We start from the raw sequence: 16,611 nt of genomic DNA, 5'->3' as shown, positions 1-16,611 counted from the left end.
ATAGAATTCGCTGCACTACGTTACGTATGGCTAACGCTCCCGTCAGGGATACAGCAAACCCTAAGTTCAGATTTCACCCGTTTGCAGTATGGCAACGGGCAAGGAGTTAAAGAAATCAAGCGTAGTGCGCCAATACAGTAGCTTACCATAGGTATTGATGAAACTCTTTCCACAACAGGGTTTTACTGCTGATTCCTGCTATAAAATCACTTTTCAGGTGATTTGAGTGCCTGATCTAAAACTTGTCTAGCCTGTTCTGCTTTAGTTTTTGCTTCTTGATAACGGATATTAGCTTGAGCGAAGTTTTTGAGAACCTTAAAACCTTCCTTGAGACGGGTAATTTCTTCCTCAGTTACTAAATTATCTGAGAATAGAACATCAACTGCTTTACGAATTTCCAAGGCTTCAGCCCGTGATTCTTGTACTTTTAGCTTGAGTGTGGCTAAGTTGTTGAGAATTTGTACAGCTTGGGTAATTGCATCTTCACCACTTGCTGTATCAGTGGTTGGTTCTTTAATTTCAATTAATTGTTGAGGGCCAAATCCTTCTTCTAATTCGGTGGTTAGTTGATCAGCTTCCATTAGTTCCATCAACTGATCCATTGCTTTGTCACGGGCTTTAGCTGAATCTTTACCGGGAACAGAGATGATAATTTCTGGGCTTTGAGCGAGGGTATATTGAACCATAATGGGCAGAAAATTGCAGGTTTACCAGGCTTGAGAGCAACTAAACATATGAATTGTCCAGCGCCATAATGACCATATCACTTACTCAATAGTTTGTGTTGTGTGTCGTCACTGGAAATCAAACTTATACTAGATCATAGGTAAACTGAAATACAAGAGGAAAGGAGAGCTATGACTCCCAATCCCGCTATCATGCGATCTGTAGAACAATTGGGCTATCGAGTCACTACTGGTGATGTAGCGGCTCAGGCTGGATTAAATGTAGCTGAAGCAAATAAAGGATTATTAGCCCTAGCATCTGATGCTGGTGGACATTTACAGGTGGCAGAAACGGGTGATATTGTTTACCAGTTTCCCCAAAATTTCAGAACAATTTTAAGGAATAAATACTTGCAATTACGGTTGCAGGAATGGTGGAAAAAAGTTTGGGGAGTGCTTTTTTACCTAATTCGCATTTCTTTTGGCGTTTTCTTAATTCTTTCTATTGCTCTGATTACTGTTACCATCATTATTATCGTTACTGCTGCTAACTCAGATCGAGATAACGACAATAGAGGTAGCGGTTCTCGTGGGTTGAATTTTTTCTTTTTCCCTGATTTATTCTGGTATTTTAGCCCTGATTATAGAAGTCGTTCCCAGGAACGACGACGAGAAAGAGGAGAAAACAGTAATCTCAATTTCTTTGAGGCTGTGTTTTCGTTTTTGTTTGGTGATGGTAATCCTAATGAAAATTTAGAAGAGCGTCGCTGGCAAGAAATTGCTACTGTGATTCGTAATCATCAGGGATCTGTGGTAGCAGAACAAATTACTCCCTATATGGATCATCTGGGTGAGAAGTATCAACAAGAGTATGAAGATTATATGTTGCCTGTAATGCTGCGATTTAATGGACAACCTCAGGTAAGTCCTGATGGGCAAATTGTCTATTATTTCCCAGAGTTGCAGGTGAAAGCTAGTAAAAAGCAGCGTCAGTCTATAGCACCATATTTGGAGGAATTTCCTTGGCGTTTTAGTGCGGCTGGTTCAGGACAAATTATGCTGAGTGCTGGTTTGGGTGTACTCAATTTTGTTGCTGCTTTAATACTGGGGAGTTTGTTGCGAGATGGAACAGCGGCAGCACAAATAGGTGGACTGGTAGGTTTTGTGCAAGGAATTTATTGGCTGCTATTAGCCTATGGTGCGGGTTTCTTGGGGATACCTTTGGTGCGTTATTTCTGGATTCAATGGCGTAATGGCAAAATTGCTGCTCGTAATAGCGATCGCTCACAAAGAGCTAGGCTGTTAGCAAATGCAGATGATTCTTTACAGAAAAAGATTGCTTTTGCTGGTCAGTTTGCTACGGAAAAAGTCATTGGTAAGGAAGATTTGGTTTATTCCAGTGATACAGATTTGCTGGAACAGGAGTTTGAGCAGGTGAAAAAACAGAATCGGTTGGATGACTAAGAGAACTCCACAAAAAAGATGATCCAATCTTGTGGGATGGGCATCTTGCCCGTCCTTGTATTATTAGCGGGCTTTTCGGCCCGCACCACAAGAAATTTTGGGATATTTTTTTAATTGGAGAACTCTAAGAAAAGAATATGGATTTAATGAACCGCGAAGGCGCAAAGGACGCAAAGGAAGAAGGAAGAAGGAAGAAGGAAGAAGATAAATATTTTTCTCTTGCTTCCCTCCCCATTTCTAGCTTACTTGGCTTGAATCGGTGTTAGGGCGACATCTTTGTAATAATGCCCCAAAATTTGCAGGTAACTGGCTCCGCGTTGAGCTAAGTTGTATGCTCCCCATTGGCTCATTCCTAAGCCATGACCGAAGCCTAGTCCTTGAAGGACAAAACCGCCATTTTCTCCTTTGCTGACTGTAAACCGGGTACTTTTAAGCCTGAGTGCGGTGCGAACTTCTTCACCTTTAAGTACTTTAGTACCTTGATCACCAACGATTTTTAAGGTTTTAACGCTGCGGAAAGGTGAGAAGGATTCAGCAATCATCTCTTTGATGTTGCCTATACCGGAAATTCTGGCGCTAATTTCTCCAGGAGAAAAGGTTTTTACCCAATTGCACTCTTTGACATTTTGATCAAAATCTTGCACTGCACGTAAATAAGGGAGGGGATTTCCCCAAACATCTTCTACGTTTTCGGTGTGTCCACCAGAACAGGCATGAAAAACGGAGAGAATAATTTTGTTGCTATGGGTGAGGACTTTCCCTGCGGTGTTGTCTACTGCGGTGTAAGTGTTACGGGATTCGCTGCTGACACCTTTGTAAATTTGCCAACGATCTGGACTATCTCCTAAGTCATAGACGGGGTTGTTGCGCTGTTTTTCTCGTTCATAGAGGGCATAGGTGCGGGCTGCGATCGCTTGGGCTTTGAGTGCTTCTGGTGGCCAGCTAGAATCCATTTCACCACCGATAACGCTGTAGAGATATTCTTCTAAATCGACCCAATTAACTGCTGTTAAGCCTTTTTCGGTAGGAATAACAAGGGTTCTACCTCTAAACCAGCGATCGCCTATATAAACAAATCCCTTACCTGTTGGTTCAATCCAAAATAACCCCGATTGCCATTTATCCAAAGCCACTCCCCCAGGAACTGATTGAGCCGCATAAGCACTCATTCCTGGTAATTGTCCGAGAGTACGGCCTGTACTATCTTTGACTATAGCCGTTGTGGAAGCACCTACCTTGACTTGATTCACACCCCTTTCAATTGCTACTCGCAGGATGACAGATGCTTGAGCAGGAGCAACCAAAGCAAACCATAAGAGGATACCTACCCACCAATGTCGTCCTTTAATTTGGGAAAATAAAGCACCTAAATAAAGTTGGATTTTCATGCTGATTGTCTAATCACAAGCCTCTACAAGTTCAATGAGACGTTCTCCCCGGTGGGAGGTTGCCACTTCTACCTATTATGCAGTTTGCTCAGGTTATCAACCAGAAATTAGCTAATCATCATTTTGACTTAATCAGCAGATTTAACTGTGTCAGCACGTTCTGAGGATTTTTTCACTTTCGGAGACTGGTGAACTTCATTAGCAACAATACCAATTAAATTCAACTGGCTCAAAATTTCCGTTGCTTGCATCAGTTCCTGTGGAGTTAACTGACCAATACGACCTACTATCACAATTCCATTACAGGCAGATGCAATAATTCTGGCATCAACACTATCTAAAACAGAAGAAGCATCTATCAGCACTAGATCATACATTTGCTCACAGGACTCGATCAATTCTTTCAGCTTTTCGGAACTGAGCAGATTTACCACATCTTCTGGTGTCGGTCCAGCAGTCAAAATATCAATGGAAGGGTGAATAGGCTGGATATAATTATGAACTTGAGTCTTAACATCATCCAGCAATAACAGAGATAAGCCCCAATCATTGGAAATATTGAGGATTTTGTGTAAACTAGGCGATCGCAGATTAGCATCAATAACTAGTACCCTCTGATGCATATGTGCCGCACTAGCTCCAAGTCCTAAAGTTAAAGTTGTTTTACCCTCTCCAGGTAATGCAGAAGTTAACATCAAAGACTTAAAAGGCAAAGACTGCTTGAATATCTGAATATTTTGGTAAATCATATCCAGAGTTTCATGACTGGATAATTTTGTATTGCTTTCTGTTATTGTCGGTGATGAGCTTTGCCGTTTAGATCTGAATATTTGCTGAAGCTTGTTTTTAACACTAGATTTACCCAATTTAGGAACAGATCCCAGTAAACGAAGATTCGTCAAGTTCTGTAAATCCTGGGGAGAGAAAATTGCTTTATTAAACATTTCCCAAATCAAGGCAAATATCATACCTAAAATTGGACCAATTAAAATCCCGCCAATTATCAATAACCATTTACGATTACCAATATAAATCCCTAAATCTGGTTCTTCCAACACTTGCCAATTAAATCCTCCCTGAGCAATTCTCATTCCTAGCGTTTGTTGTAATTGCAGCAATTGCTCAAGTGTTTTACGTTGAATTGTTACATCTGATAATAACCGATTATATTCAGATATAATCCCAGGATATATATTTAGCTGTGAACTAATATTTCGTTCAAATTTCGCTAGATTATTTTCATTAGCAATTAGCCCCATTCCTGTTTTCTGTAACTTCTTTAACTCATTAGCTAAGTTGGAATCGACTCCTAATAAATTTTGAGACTTACTATTAGCACTGATGGCTTGTTCTTGCAACTCTTTTTCTAATAACGCCATCTGAATTTTTCGTTTCTGCATCAGTCTAACTACAACCGGAGAATTTTCAGTGTAGCGCAAACGTTCTTGAGCCAAAGTCATTTCTGTATTTCTAATCTCATCCACTAAAGCTTGATAGCTACTCGAACGACTCAAACTAGCAGCTAACCGTGCATTTTGACTTGAAGATACTAATTGTTTCTCTAGATTACTGTAGCGAATTTGTATATCTTCAAGCTGTGAGCGAATAATTTTTCGTTGTTTTTGAATATCAACAAGAGAATCTAGTAAAATCTTACTCTGTACTTCTGGATCAATTAAATTATGTTTTTTGCGGAAAAATTCTAATTTTTTATCTGCCGTTAATACTTCTTGTTGCAACTTAGGTAATCTATTATTAACAAAAGCTAGTCCTTGATTAACACGCTCCTGCCTTTGTTCAATATTGTAGTCCTGGTAAACTTTTTGTAGAGCTTGTAATACTCGCTTAGTTTTTACAGGATTGGGGTCTTTAAAAGAAACTAAAAATATTTGATTAAAAGCTGATTTTCCCTCGGTGGGTGCTACTTGTAAAGATCCTTGATTCGCAGTATTAATTTTACCTTTTAAATCTTCTATCGTTAGATTATGATAATCAGAAAGCAGCAAATCAACAGTTTTTTGTAGTAGCTTAGAACTCAGCATTAATTTCATCTGATCAGTATATTCTGTAGATGAATTATTAAGGTTAGTTAGCTCATTTTTTGCACTCTTATGAATATTACTAGAACGGAATCCTTGATTTTCATCAGAACTCACCATCAGCTGCATAGAACTCTGATACATAGGTTTAGTAATAACAGCAATCAGGCTTGTAACTGACATCACTGCACAAGAAAACCCTAAAATCAAATAGCGTCGATGCAACAGAATGTTAGATATTTGTCTAATATTAAATACCCTTTGTTTAGAAGTTTTAAGAAGTTGTTTGCGATTTAGACCAGTTGTAGTCACTATCAAAGCCCTCTACTATCGAAACAATATATCTGGAAAATAATGATAAAAAAAGTCTTTTGAGATAATTTATAGCCTTTCCCACTCTAGTTAGATACAAAATTACCCCTCCCCAACCCTCCCCTTACCAAGGGGAGGGTGCGCGACAGCGCGGGTGGGGTGTATTTCATGAGATTGGGAATTGCTACATACACTAATTTCTCTCTTAAAACACTAATATTTATTTTTCCAGGAGGATATAACTACTTGATAGAACCTATCTCTAAGCAGCTATTCCATAATTAATTCATCCAGATATATGCCTGGTCAGCACTATGATAGTAAATTTCTTTATCAGATTTTTAAATATTTAATAAAGGATAAAAATGGAATATATAAAGCTTGATATATAGCATTCCTAAATCATCAGCTTTTTAAGCACACTACGCGAACGTAATTAATAAATTAGACCTTTTAAAAATCCTCTCAGCTAGGATTCTATTATTGTTAGGATCATATATTATTATGTATCATTTTAGTGAAATTACCGCTGCACCTTGGCAGCAGGAATGAGTATTGATACGATATAAAGGAAGTTTATCAGTGCTAAATCTCCTACATATAGGTTTTCCGTTTGGCTGAATTTTTAACACCAGCGACTATAATTACTACACACTAATTGAGGATAACTTCACGCCGTCTAGGTACGTCATAAACCATGAAATCATGAGCCATGATTGTATTGGGGAAAATAGCACGGGCTTCCCGCAGTAAATCTTTTAACTCAATAGCATTTCCTGGAGCATAGCGGGGACTAAAATGAGTCATAATTAGTCTATTGACCCCCGCTAGATAAGCAGTTTGTGCTGCCATCGTGGTTGTAGAATGTAATCTTTGAAAAGCCATATCTGCATCTTGATGAGCAAAGGTGGCTTCATGAATTAATACATCCGCATCTTGTGCTAATTGCACCGCACCGTCACAATAAACTGTATCTGTACAATAGACAAACTTGCGGCCAATTTCCGTAGGCCCACACAATTGACTACCATCAATTACACTTCCATCTTCCAGGGTAACTGTTTCACCTCGCTTAAGTTGCCCATAAATTGGGCCTGAAGGAATTTGTAAAGCTTTTGCTTTTTCTACATCAAAGCGTCCAGCTCGGTCTTTTTCTGCAACACGATAGCCAAATGCTGTAATCCGGTGATGCAATAGACCACAGGTAACGGTAAACTCATCATCTTCATAAATTATCCCTGGTTGGATAGTATGTACCTTGATAGGGTAAGAAAAGTGGGTATGAGAGTAACGTGAAGCAGCTTGCAGATATTCATTTAATCCAGATGGACCATAAATATCAACTCGTTCTACATTACCTGCTAAACCACAACTAGCAAGAAGTCCCATTAAGCCAAAAATATGATCCCCGTGCAAATGGGTGATAAAAATTCGGGAAAGTTGGCTAACTTTGAGGTCACTCCGCAAAATTTGATGCTGTGTACCTTCACCACAGTCGAATAACCACAGTTCTGCCCGTTGTGGTAATCTCAGTGCAATACTGGAAACATTGCGTGATCTTGTAGGTACTCCGGAACTCGTCCCTAAAAATGTTATTTGCACAGCGTTTTTTAGCCTTCTTCTTGCTCAGTATGAAGATTTACTTTTTATAGTTACATGATTGTTGAGCAAAATGCCAAAATTTGAAGATTTACATATCATAACTTATTAGGCATCCAGGCCAAGATAACTCACAAATAGTTCCTCTGGAAGCAAGAGGAACCCGCCGAAATTTACCTTTTATTTGTTGTGCTACATTTTTAAACTGTTTTGTTCCCCGTCCTTCTCTGGATGATTTAACGCCTAAACCATCATCTATAATACTCAGCGTGTACCAACCTACAGATGAAGAACAAGTAACTTCAAGACAGGTTAATCCTGTGGCATATTTACCAACATTACACAAAGCTTCTTCCAGAAAACGGCAAATTCCTCGTTTGTTTTCAATAGTTAAACTTTGTTCATCTATGGGTTCAAAAGTGCGAATCTTCACTTTTATGGTTCTAAAGCAAGGAAAATCTCGTTCCAAGGTGTGGTTATAAACTTGATAAAGAATTTCATGCAGGGGATCTTGTAAGTTGATGATTATACCGTTTCCTAAGTAAAGGTTTGTTTCCTGGTTTAGAGTTTCCTGCTGCCAAAATTCATAAATTCCCCGTAGCTCTTGGTTTAATTTTTCAAGCTCTGCTTCCAGTTCAGGAAGCAATTTTTTTATTAATAAATTTTCTCCCCTCACCATTCTCAAAACTTTATCTAGGCTTTGTAATGGACCATTATGAATTGTTTCAAACGTAATTTCAATAATAGCTTGCCTAGCTTTAATTCCAGATTTAATAAATTGGTTATAGTGATATAAAGCTATTAGTGCTGTAGCATTTAGACCTAAAACTAGAAGCGCTGGAAATTTCTGAACTAAGTAACTCCAAGTTGACAAGACATAACTAATACTCAATAGATTGGAAATAGAAATACCAAGAATTATGATGTTTGCTACTGCATATGTTCTCAACATCCAGATATATCTCCATCCTGTTTTAATTTTCATCCAAAAATTAGACTGCATAAGCTTCAGTCTGGATACTGAGTTATTTAAAATTTTAAATGTTTGATTTATAATCAATCAATTAAGCCTTCTGCTCTGGCTCGCATTTCTGTCTGAATACGGATATTTTTACCGTCTTCAGGATAAACATTTAAAGCATCTTGTAGTTTACTCCAATAATGGCGTACCATGCGTTCAGATATACACATCTGTTCAGCGATAGTTTTATCTTGTAGTCCTTGTTCAAAGGCAAGATGTAATACTTTCAGCCATTCTGGTTTGACCTCTAATCCTGAATGGATTCCTTTAATATCTTTTATATGAGTTAATCCTTGTAATGCCCAATTAACTCTTGTTAACATCTCCTGGCTAGAAAGACTTTTATCAGCAATAGTAAAGCCTCCTTTATGATTATCAATATCTAAACGAATACGTACTAATGTTCTTACATGGGCGCTTTGAACAACAATATTCAAATTGGGATATTTTTTCATCAAAATTTTCAGCAGTTGAATACCGTTATCAGGACGCGCAGTAATTCCTATTTTTGCTGGAATGGAAAGATCCATAACTATCAAGTCAGGCTGCACACTATTAACTTGTTCAAGAGTATTATCAGCATTAATGGCAATCATGAATTCAGCACTAGGATAGGTTTTTCTGAGGATATCAACTGTTCCGCTTAAAACTGATTCGTGATCATCAATTACTAAAATTTTCAACCATTTATTTTCTAATAAAACTTGTTCCATCTTCAACCATGAATAATGAAATAATTATGCAACTTATGTTTCAAATTTAATCGAATTAACTAACTTATAATAAATTGTATTTCTGATAATTAATTTGCCATGAGGTATGTCACCCTTCATCCGTACAATTATCACTAAAATGCTTTCTTTTTTAGGGTGAAAAATATGCTAATAAATAATACTTACCAACAAAAACACCAAACTATCTTCAGGTTACTACTATTGTAAAAGCATTTACCAGACAATAAAAATTCAAAGCTATCACTGAGATATTTTAGTTCAGGTAGATTAGAATAATAAATTAGAGTAGATATATCAGGATCGGTGATTTTCACTTTTAATTTTCCCGTATTTTTTTTAAGTTTTAAACTGATATAAACGGAAACCTGTGTCGAAAGTTTTGGTATGGTTATTGACAGTAATTCTTCTAAAGTCCTTAAAATTATGACACTATATTCTATTGGTTCCTGTCGCCAGTATATTGGCAGATCAATATGAAAATATAGATGGGGATTAGATGCTAACCAGGGGTCTAGTAAGCACTGAATGGAGAAGGGTAAGCTATCCTGAATATACACCGGACACAAGCGATCGCTCAATTGTACTAAAGAGTGATGAAAATTATCAATTTTTTTGATGTAGTCTGAAATTTTATTAATTGATAAATTCAGATCACCTATTTCTAATGCATCTAAGCTGCGACGGATTGTGAAAGATTCTTGTAATAATCCATCCCGAATTTTTTCTGCTTCCAGGAAGAGTTTTACAAATTGTCTGTAAGACCACCATTGTAAGGCTTGTTTAATTCTATGTTCATAGGTCATAAATTTGACAATTTTTATGACTTTAAAGTAAGGAATATTTATGTAAATTCTCCCATGTCCAAATCATGTAATAAATTTTAAGTATCCTATTTGGGAGATAAATTCACATTAAAGATGTACGTATAACTTATAGCGGTTATCGGTTAAGTGAGGTACAAAAACCCCACCCCCAAACCTCTCATCGCTTGCAGGGAGGGGGGCTATGATATATCTTATGTGATTAGGAAACGCTATATACAGGTACTAGATTGATTGTAAGATTATAGAGTGCTTCAAATTCCCAAAATTTGTTGATTATTACTGAATCATGAAGTCTGACAGACCTACCAAAATGCCAGTTACGTAAGTCTTGGTTAAATAAACTATATTTACTTATAAATCAGTAATCAACCTTGCCTTTCTCAACATAAATTTTAGTGCTGTTTCTTCTCTAGAAATAATGTCAGTTTTGACTTCCATTCCTGACTGGATATGACATTGGTGATTACTATTACCAAATTCAAGCTTTTCAGGCTGAATTGTTGCTTCAAAATGACCACTAGATGTTAGTATACCTGAATTATTACTTTGAGTTGGAATGATGTCTGGAGAAATATTTTCGACAACACCTTTAAGAGTACCATAATCAGGATATGGACAAGAATTAACACGTAACTGTACTTTTTGCCCAACAGCAACTTTTTTAATTTCAGCCGTAGGAATCATAGCTTTAATTACTAGAGAAGCATTATTAGGAACAATCTCAGCAATAGATTCACTAGCACGCACTACTTGTCCTGGGTTACGTAAATTGAGTTTGAGGATAATACCATTATTAGTAGCACTAAGAATGCTTTTTTTTAGTTGATTTTCGATTTGTTGTAGTTCTTTTTGAAATTGCTGAATCTGAGTTTGTAATTGCAATCTACGCTCAATTAATGCTTGTTTTTCTTTGTTTAAACTAGCTATATTACCTTGACCTTTAGCAGTTTCTTGGGCAATACGTTCTTGTGCTATCATTACCATCGCTGTAGTTGGATTCACCGCAGCTTTAGCTGATTTTACTTTAATTTTTGCTATTTGATAAGACTTCTGTTGTGCTTGCAGTGTTAATTGTGTCTGCTGGACAACTAATTGTTTCTGTTCAAATTCTCTTCTGCCAATTGCACCAATTTGCGATAACTGTTCATAGCGGTCACGATCCAATTTTGCAAATTCTAAATCAGCTTGAGCTTTTTGTAAATCCGTCTTGGCTTTTTGCAAACCAGCTTCAGTTGAGAGGAATTCATTTTGAGTATTAATTTTCCGTTCTTGATATTCTCTTTTGTTACGTAATAAATCAGCTTTTGCAGAAGCAACAATTCTTTTAATAACTTCTTTTTCAGCTAAAATTTGACTATTTAAAATACGAATTTGGGAATCAATTTGAATTATTTGTAAGCTACTTTGTTGGATATTACCTTGCATCTGGGTCTTTTTGATCAGCACTTGCTCAGTATCAAGATGAGCAATTACGTCACCTTTTTTCACAACCTGATTTTCTTTAACTAAAATACTTTTAATAGTTCCATCCATTTCTGGTTGTACCACGCGAATTTCTCCTGTAGGACGGACAGTGGCCTCAGCTTTGACGGTGACATTATATTTAACCCATGAAGATAGGGTAATACCAACAGCAACAGTTCCCAATAGAAATATTCCTGCTAATGATGTCCAAGGACTAATGGGAGGAAGAAATTCATCATTTTCTACTGAAGAGACAAGTTTTTGATTATGAGTGTAGAGCATAATTACCTGATAATTTATGATGAATTAGGGATTTATAAAATCTAAATGCTCTCCTGCTTGAGTTTTTAACTCTTCCAAAGAACCTTGCATTTTTAACCTTCCCTGATTGAGCAAAATAATCCAATCAGCACGATTAATTACCTTGGGACGATGACTAATTAAAATTGTGGTTTGACCCTGACGATGTTTAAATAGTTGGTCTAAAACTTGTTCTTCACTTACAGGGTCAAGTCCACCTGTAGATTCATCTAAAATTAAAATTGGTGGTTCTGAAACAATAGCTCTAGCTATGGCTAATCTTTGACGTTGACCACCAGAAATATTAGCGCCAAATTCACCTAAAATAGTTTGGTATTTTTCAGGTAGTTTACTGATAAATTCATCAGCACCAGAAATTTGACAAGCTCTAACAATTTGCTCAAATGTAACGTAGGGCGCTCCTAAACGGAAATTTTCGACAATAGAACGACTCCAAAAATGAGCATCTTGAGGAACAAGAACCACTTGTTGACGTAGACATTCTAAAGAAAGATCTTGAAGGTTATAGAGTCCGATTCGGATGTTTCCAGATTGGAGAGGATATAATCCAGCAATTAATTTAGCAAAACTACTTTTACCACATCCAGATTTACCAATTAAGGCAACTACTTGACCACCGGGAATTATTAGAGAAAAATCTTCTAAAAGGTCAATTCTGCCTGCATAATGAAAGTTAACATTGGTACAAATAATATCGGAATCATCTGAAATTTTAGCAAAAGGCTTTTTTCCATCATTTTCATTTTCTGGAGTAGCATCAATAACTTCTGTCAAGCGTTGTACAGAAGTTTTTGCACGAGTAAATTCTTCAACAAAGCTGATAACAGTGCCAATTAACCCTAGGTAGTTACCATTCATGGAGTTAAATGCAAGTAGCTTGCCGATGCTGAGATTTTCTGCTGGTTCAATTACTAAATAGCCACCAAACCACAGTAAAATAACTCCACCCATGGCAGAGACAAAACCAGAAAAGGTATTATTAATGATGCTAATTTGAATGGTGCGATATGTGAGAGTAGCTAGACGACCAAAACGGCTTTCTAATTCATCCCAAAACTGCGGTGCGGCTGTAGTTGTTTTGAGAGTTAATGCTCCTTTAAAGGTTTCAACTAAAACGCCTTGATTTTCTGCATCTTGAACTAAAAGCTCACGAGTTTTTTGTTGTAAAGTTGGCTGGAAGGCAATAGTAGATAATGTCATGACGACAGAAATTATTAAAGCTACTATCGTTAGCTTCCAGCTATAAAAAAGCATGAATGCCAAAGAAATCAGTGCAATAAAAAATCGGCTGGGTAAGCTGACAACTAATTGAGTAACTAATTGATTAATCTGTTGAATATCTTGCAAGCGGCTAATAATTTCACCACTGCGTCGCGCTTCGTAATAACTTAAAGGTAAGCGGAGAATTTGCCGACCAAAATCTAAAACTAGTCCTAATTGTAACCGTTGAGCAAAGTGAGCGATTAAGTTAGATTGGACAAATGAAAGGCTGTTAGAAATAAAGTTCATTACTACTACAGAAATAGCTACAGTAGTAAGTAATTTTGTGTCACCTCTAACTAATACATCATCAGTGAGAATTTGCAACAGGAAAGGGGAAGCCAAAGATAGCAAACCCAAGACTAAATTTAGAGGTAAAGCTTGGACTAAAATGGCGCGATAAATCCAAACACGTTTGAAAAAACGCCAAAAGCCTCCAACTTTATCACTTTCCTGTTCAAAAAAGCGGATGGGGTCTGGTTCTAATAAGAGAATTAACCAATCTTTCCAACCATCAATTAAATCTTTTTTAGAAAGATGACGAACCCCGACTGCGGGATCTGCAATGAGATAATTTTTGCCTTTCTTACCGTATAAAACAACCCAATGATTACCCTTCCAGTGAATAATTGCTGGTAAGGGAGCTTCATTCATTCGGTCAAGCATTTCTACTGATGTTTTGACTGGATTAGCTTTAAAACCAAGTGTTTCTGCACCTCTTCTTAAGCCTAATAATGTGGTTCCAGATTGTCCAGTTCCGACTGCTTCACGAATGCGGCTGAGGGTAAATGTATGACCGTAATATTTAGCAATTGCAGCTAAACAAGCTGCACCACAGTCTTCTACACTGTGCTGTTTAACAAATTGGAGTTTCATAAGCAAAGCACCCTAGATAGTTGCAAAAATAAATTGGAGTGCTGTTAGTGTATGGGAGGGGTTTGAATCTCCTGCTAAATTGGACTTTCTGCTCTCTGCCTCCTGTCTCCTTCAATGAATTTTTTCTAACAATCACAAAGTGCAAATTATGGGAGCAACAGCTTATAATTAAAATGAATTAATTATCTAGCTTATTCTAAGAGAATAAGGATATAAGCCAATTCATATTATTATTGAATCCATTTCTATTGCGTCTACTGCCTCCATTAAATGGCAACCAAAAAAGTATCTTTTCTGTTAAACTGTAAAAAGATGTTTGCTCATTGTAAAGTTCACTAACACCATCTGAAATTTTTGTATTATTATTTGCGTAACTCAGTACATTTTTTTCTTGATACACAAACATACCAGATGGTGAGTATTGAGAACATCCACCGGATGCAATTTCTTGTTCTTGTTCAGATAATTGTTGGAATAGCTGGTCTTTTTGTCCGTTGATTTGGTTAAACATCTGCTTATATTCCTTTCATAAAGGTATAAATAATGAAAAAAATTATATTTGCAGTTAAACTAATTAAATTCCATTATTCTTTGGATTTCTGAATTAATTCGATTTAATGAAATGATTGCTGTAATTCTATATAAAGCTGGACAATTATCTCAGCCAGAGTTAAATAGATATCTTCCATCACTTTTAAATTAAATATAGAATTTATTCGAGAGTGATGGAAGAAATTAGGCAATTAATTTTGTATATTAGCTAATTGCCTAATTATTACTCAATTAGTACTGGAAAGCTTTAAATTTCTTGGATGCTTCTGTATACAGATCCACAAGTTCAAAGTTCTGTAACACTCTGCTACCACCAGGACCGGAGAAAACGTCAGCATTCAACACAGCGTTCTTGAAAGCGTATTCGGTGTAAATTTTGTCCACAAGACTGCTGCCAGTACCTGTGTCTTCACCATAACTATTACCATAACCACCAGCTACGATTTCTTGTTCTTTAATGGATACTGCGGTAAATAAGTTAGACATGATAGAAATCTCCTTGATCTGATTTTATTGCTTGGAGTTGATTTAGTTTTGCGTGCTGCTCAACCCCTCGCTTGTTAATAGAATATCTAGGAGTAACCCTTGAAGTCATGCTCTATTTATGCAAACTTAATTACCAGATTTAGAAGTATATATTTCACATTTACGTCAGTGCTATTTCCGAAAAATACACGCGCTTATTCAATGCAATTGTGCAAATATAATAAATATGAAAATTTAATTATGAATGGTCTTTTGAGTAAGAAGGAAGAAACCCTCCACGAAACAGCGGGGAGGGGGCTATAATATAGCTGATATAGTTAGGAAATGCTATTTTTAATTTTGTACGACTACTGATGTTTTTTTGGAGATTCTTCACTTCGTTCAGAATGATAGTTTTTACTGCTTATTAGGAAGTTTGTGGATTTGTGAAGGAATGTTATCTGCAAAGCGATCGCTCCTCTCACCGCAAGCATGACAAATTTCTGTCAGTTGTTCTTGGCTATTAATGGGACTGCGCGGTGCTGGTAGTTCTGTATTCGGCCATGTGGGTAAACTATTACAGGGACAAAATAAAGCTGGCATACCCAAAGTATGTACTGGTACTGGCATATCACACCGACCGCAAGCAAGCATTTCCCAAGCTGGTGTTAGCAGTTGAGCTATGGTTTCATGAGTACCTTCTAAATAGCAGTCACAGGTTTCTAGGGAGATAATTTGTTCCCAGCAGTCTTCAAATTCTTGGCTATAGCGATCGCCATTGAGGACTGAGCTAGGTAAAAAGCTCTGATTACCATTACCTGCTATAACTTTCTTCCCTAATTGAAACCAGTGAGCAAGATACTTTTTAACTTCTTGTTTATTTGCCATAATCTTGATTGTAGATTTAATTTAGGGTTTTTACCTGGTGAAGCTTTAATTTTAAATTAAGACTTCGCTGGTGGTAAGGGTACACCCAAAATACTGAGATTTAAAACATGACCACCTGTAACTAAGTAAACTGTCTCGCAAATAGCACCTAATTGACGAACTAAAGCACCCAAGCGATCGCGAAATGTTCTCCCCAGAGGATAAGCAGGAACTACACCCCAACCTGTTTCTTCTCCTACAAATAGCAGATCAGCCTCTACTAAAGACACAGTTTCTAGCAATTCTGTCACGATTTTGTCCCAACTCAAATCATCTTGTTCCAGAAAATTAGCTACCCAAGTTCCCAAAGAATCAATCAAAATACAGGTATTAGGCTTGGCATTAGTTAGACTTGCCGCAAGTTTCACAGGTGCATGGAGTGTTACCCAATTTTGTGGACGGCGTTTTTGGTGTTTTTCAATACGTTGTTGCCACTCTAGATCATGGGTATTTTCAGTAGCTGTGGCTATATAAATAACGGGTTTTCCTGACTGAATAGCTAAATTCTCTGCCCATTCACTTTTACCTGAACGTGCTGGCCCTGTTACTAAAATAACTCTACTCATAATTATGTTGCCAGATATCTGCTCAAAAGAGTCTAACTTTTCTCAATAAACTACTATCATCCCCTATACAATAAAAAGAAGTTTCTCAATAATTTGCACTCTTAACAAACTCTCAATAGAAATATTGAATACCA

At 37.0% G+C, this 16,611-nt stretch carries 14 protein-coding genes; 1 reads left to right on the top strand and 13 read right to left on the bottom strand.

Annotation, left to right across the window (positions count from 1 at the left end; all coding sequences use genetic code 11):
• Positions 1 to 206: 206 nt before the first annotated feature.
• The gene (locus ACOWPH_RS19075; protein WP_015216965.1) at positions 207 to 686 is read right to left on the bottom strand and encodes a hypothetical protein; all 480 of its coding nucleotides are present in this window, start codon (positions 684 to 686) and stop codon (positions 207 to 209) included.
• Positions 687 to 857: 171 nt separating this feature from the next.
• Between ACOWPH_RS19075 and ACOWPH_RS19070 the strand changes: the two genes are divergently transcribed.
• Positions 858 to 2,129: a hypothetical protein gene (locus ACOWPH_RS19070; protein ID WP_015216964.1), complete on the top strand. Its 1,272-nt coding sequence runs from the start codon at positions 858 to 860 to the stop codon at positions 2,127 to 2,129.
• Positions 2,130 to 2,371: 242 nt separating this feature from the next.
• On the opposite strand, the gene ACOWPH_RS19065 is transcribed toward ACOWPH_RS19070, so the two are convergent.
• The 12 genes from ACOWPH_RS19065 to cobU all read right to left on the bottom strand — a co-directional run bounded on the left by ACOWPH_RS19065 (position 2,372) and on the right by cobU (position 16,477).
• Positions 2,372 to 3,517: a SpoIID/LytB domain-containing protein gene (locus ACOWPH_RS19065; RefSeq protein WP_015216963.1), complete on the bottom strand. Its 1,146-nt coding sequence runs from the start codon at positions 3,515 to 3,517 to the stop codon at positions 2,372 to 2,374.
• A gap of 128 nt (positions 3,518 to 3,645) precedes the next feature.
• Positions 3,646 to 5,868 (bottom strand): GumC family protein, encoded by a 2,223-nt coding sequence (locus ACOWPH_RS19060; RefSeq protein WP_015216962.1) that lies wholly within the window; start codon positions 5,866 to 5,868, stop codon positions 3,646 to 3,648.
• 654 nt (positions 5,869 to 6,522) lie between these two features.
• Positions 6,523 to 7,470, bottom strand: coding sequence for a ribonuclease Z (locus ACOWPH_RS19055; RefSeq protein ID WP_015216961.1), 948 nt, complete (start codon positions 7,468 to 7,470; stop codon positions 6,523 to 6,525).
• An 88-nt stretch (positions 7,471 to 7,558) separates the two neighbouring features.
• A complete protein-coding gene (locus ACOWPH_RS19050) occupies positions 7,559 to 8,470 on the bottom strand; it encodes a sensor histidine kinase (RefSeq protein WP_015216960.1) in 912 nt (303 codons plus the stop codon).
• Positions 8,471 to 8,523: 53 nt separating this feature from the next.
• Positions 8,524 to 9,201: a response regulator transcription factor gene (locus tag ACOWPH_RS19045; protein ID WP_015216959.1), complete on the bottom strand. Its 678-nt coding sequence runs from the start codon at positions 9,199 to 9,201 to the stop codon at positions 8,524 to 8,526.
• A 182-nt stretch (positions 9,202 to 9,383) separates the two neighbouring features.
• On the bottom strand, positions 9,384 to 10,025 hold the full coding sequence (locus tag ACOWPH_RS19040; RefSeq protein ID WP_015216958.1) for a hypothetical protein: 642 nt from the start codon (positions 10,023 to 10,025) through the stop codon (positions 9,384 to 9,386).
• 372 nt (positions 10,026 to 10,397) lie between these two features.
• Entirely contained in the window at positions 10,398 to 11,792 is a 1,395-nt protein-coding gene (locus tag ACOWPH_RS19035; protein ID WP_015216957.1) for an HlyD family secretion protein, read from the bottom strand.
• Positions 11,793 to 11,816: 24 nt separating this feature from the next.
• The gene (locus ACOWPH_RS19030; RefSeq protein WP_015216956.1) at positions 11,817 to 13,967 is read right to left on the bottom strand and encodes a peptidase domain-containing ABC transporter; all 2,151 of its coding nucleotides are present in this window, start codon (positions 13,965 to 13,967) and stop codon (positions 11,817 to 11,819) included.
• Positions 13,968 to 14,163: 196 nt separating this feature from the next.
• On the bottom strand, positions 14,164 to 14,478 hold the full coding sequence (locus tag ACOWPH_RS19025; RefSeq protein ID WP_015216955.1) for a hypothetical protein: 315 nt from the start codon (positions 14,476 to 14,478) through the stop codon (positions 14,164 to 14,166).
• Positions 14,479 to 14,750: 272 nt separating this feature from the next.
• Positions 14,751 to 15,005 carry a CTB family bacteriocin gene (locus ACOWPH_RS19020; RefSeq protein ID WP_015216954.1) on the bottom strand — a complete coding sequence of 85 codons (255 nt, stop codon included), beginning with the start codon at positions 15,003 to 15,005 and terminating at the stop codon, positions 14,751 to 14,753.
• Positions 15,006 to 15,401: 396 nt separating this feature from the next.
• Positions 15,402 to 15,872 carry a hypothetical protein gene (locus tag ACOWPH_RS19015; protein WP_015216953.1) on the bottom strand — a complete coding sequence of 157 codons (471 nt, stop codon included), beginning with the start codon at positions 15,870 to 15,872 and terminating at the stop codon, positions 15,402 to 15,404.
• 56 nt (positions 15,873 to 15,928) lie between these two features.
• Positions 15,929 to 16,477, bottom strand: a complete 549-nt coding sequence (gene cobU / locus ACOWPH_RS19010) for a bifunctional adenosylcobinamide kinase/adenosylcobinamide-phosphate guanylyltransferase (RefSeq protein ID WP_015216952.1) — start codon at positions 16,475 to 16,477, stop codon at positions 15,929 to 15,931.
• Between the last annotated feature and the right edge of the window lie 134 nt (positions 16,478 to 16,611).

This window comes from Anabaena sp. PCC 7938 (genome assembly GCF_049315035.1).
Lineage (GTDB): Bacteria > Cyanobacteriota > Cyanobacteriia > Cyanobacteriales > Nostocaceae > Anabaena > Anabaena cylindrica.
Note: the sequence above shows the minus strand (reverse complement) of the source record. Positions and strands in the feature narration are given on the sequence as shown.

Coding starts and splice junctions, on each gene's coding strand:
- ACOWPH_RS19075 (WP_015216965.1), bottom strand. CDS start 686: ATGGTTCAATATACCCTCGCTCAAAGCCCAGAAATTATCATCTCTGTT.
- ACOWPH_RS19070 (WP_015216964.1), top strand. CDS start 858: ATGACTCCCAATCCCGCTATCATGCGATCTGTAGAACAATTGGGCTAT.
- ACOWPH_RS19065 (WP_015216963.1), bottom strand. CDS start 3,517: ATGAAAATCCAACTTTATTTAGGTGCTTTATTTTCCCAAATTAAAGGA.
- ACOWPH_RS19050 (WP_015216960.1), bottom strand. CDS start 8,470: ATGCAGTCTAATTTTTGGATGAAAATTAAAACAGGATGGAGATATATC.
- ACOWPH_RS19045 (WP_015216959.1), bottom strand. CDS start 9,201: ATGGAACAAGTTTTATTAGAAAATAAATGGTTGAAAATTTTAGTAATT.
- ACOWPH_RS19040 (WP_015216958.1), bottom strand. CDS start 10,025: ATGACCTATGAACATAGAATTAAACAAGCCTTACAATGGTGGTCTTAC.
- ACOWPH_RS19035 (WP_015216957.1), bottom strand. CDS start 11,792: ATGCTCTACACTCATAATCAAAAACTTGTCTCTTCAGTAGAAAATGAT.
- ACOWPH_RS19030 (WP_015216956.1), bottom strand. CDS start 13,967: ATGAAACTCCAATTTGTTAAACAGCACAGTGTAGAAGACTGTGGTGCA.
- ACOWPH_RS19025 (WP_015216955.1), bottom strand. CDS start 14,478: ATGTTTAACCAAATCAACGGACAAAAAGACCAGCTATTCCAACAATTA.
- ACOWPH_RS19020 (WP_015216954.1), bottom strand. CDS start 15,005: ATGTCTAACTTATTTACCGCAGTATCCATTAAAGAACAAGAAATCGTA.
- ACOWPH_RS19015 (WP_015216953.1), bottom strand. CDS start 15,872: ATGGCAAATAAACAAGAAGTTAAAAAGTATCTTGCTCACTGGTTTCAA.
- cobU (WP_015216952.1), bottom strand. CDS start 16,477: ATGAGTAGAGTTATTTTAGTAACAGGGCCAGCACGTTCAGGTAAAAGT.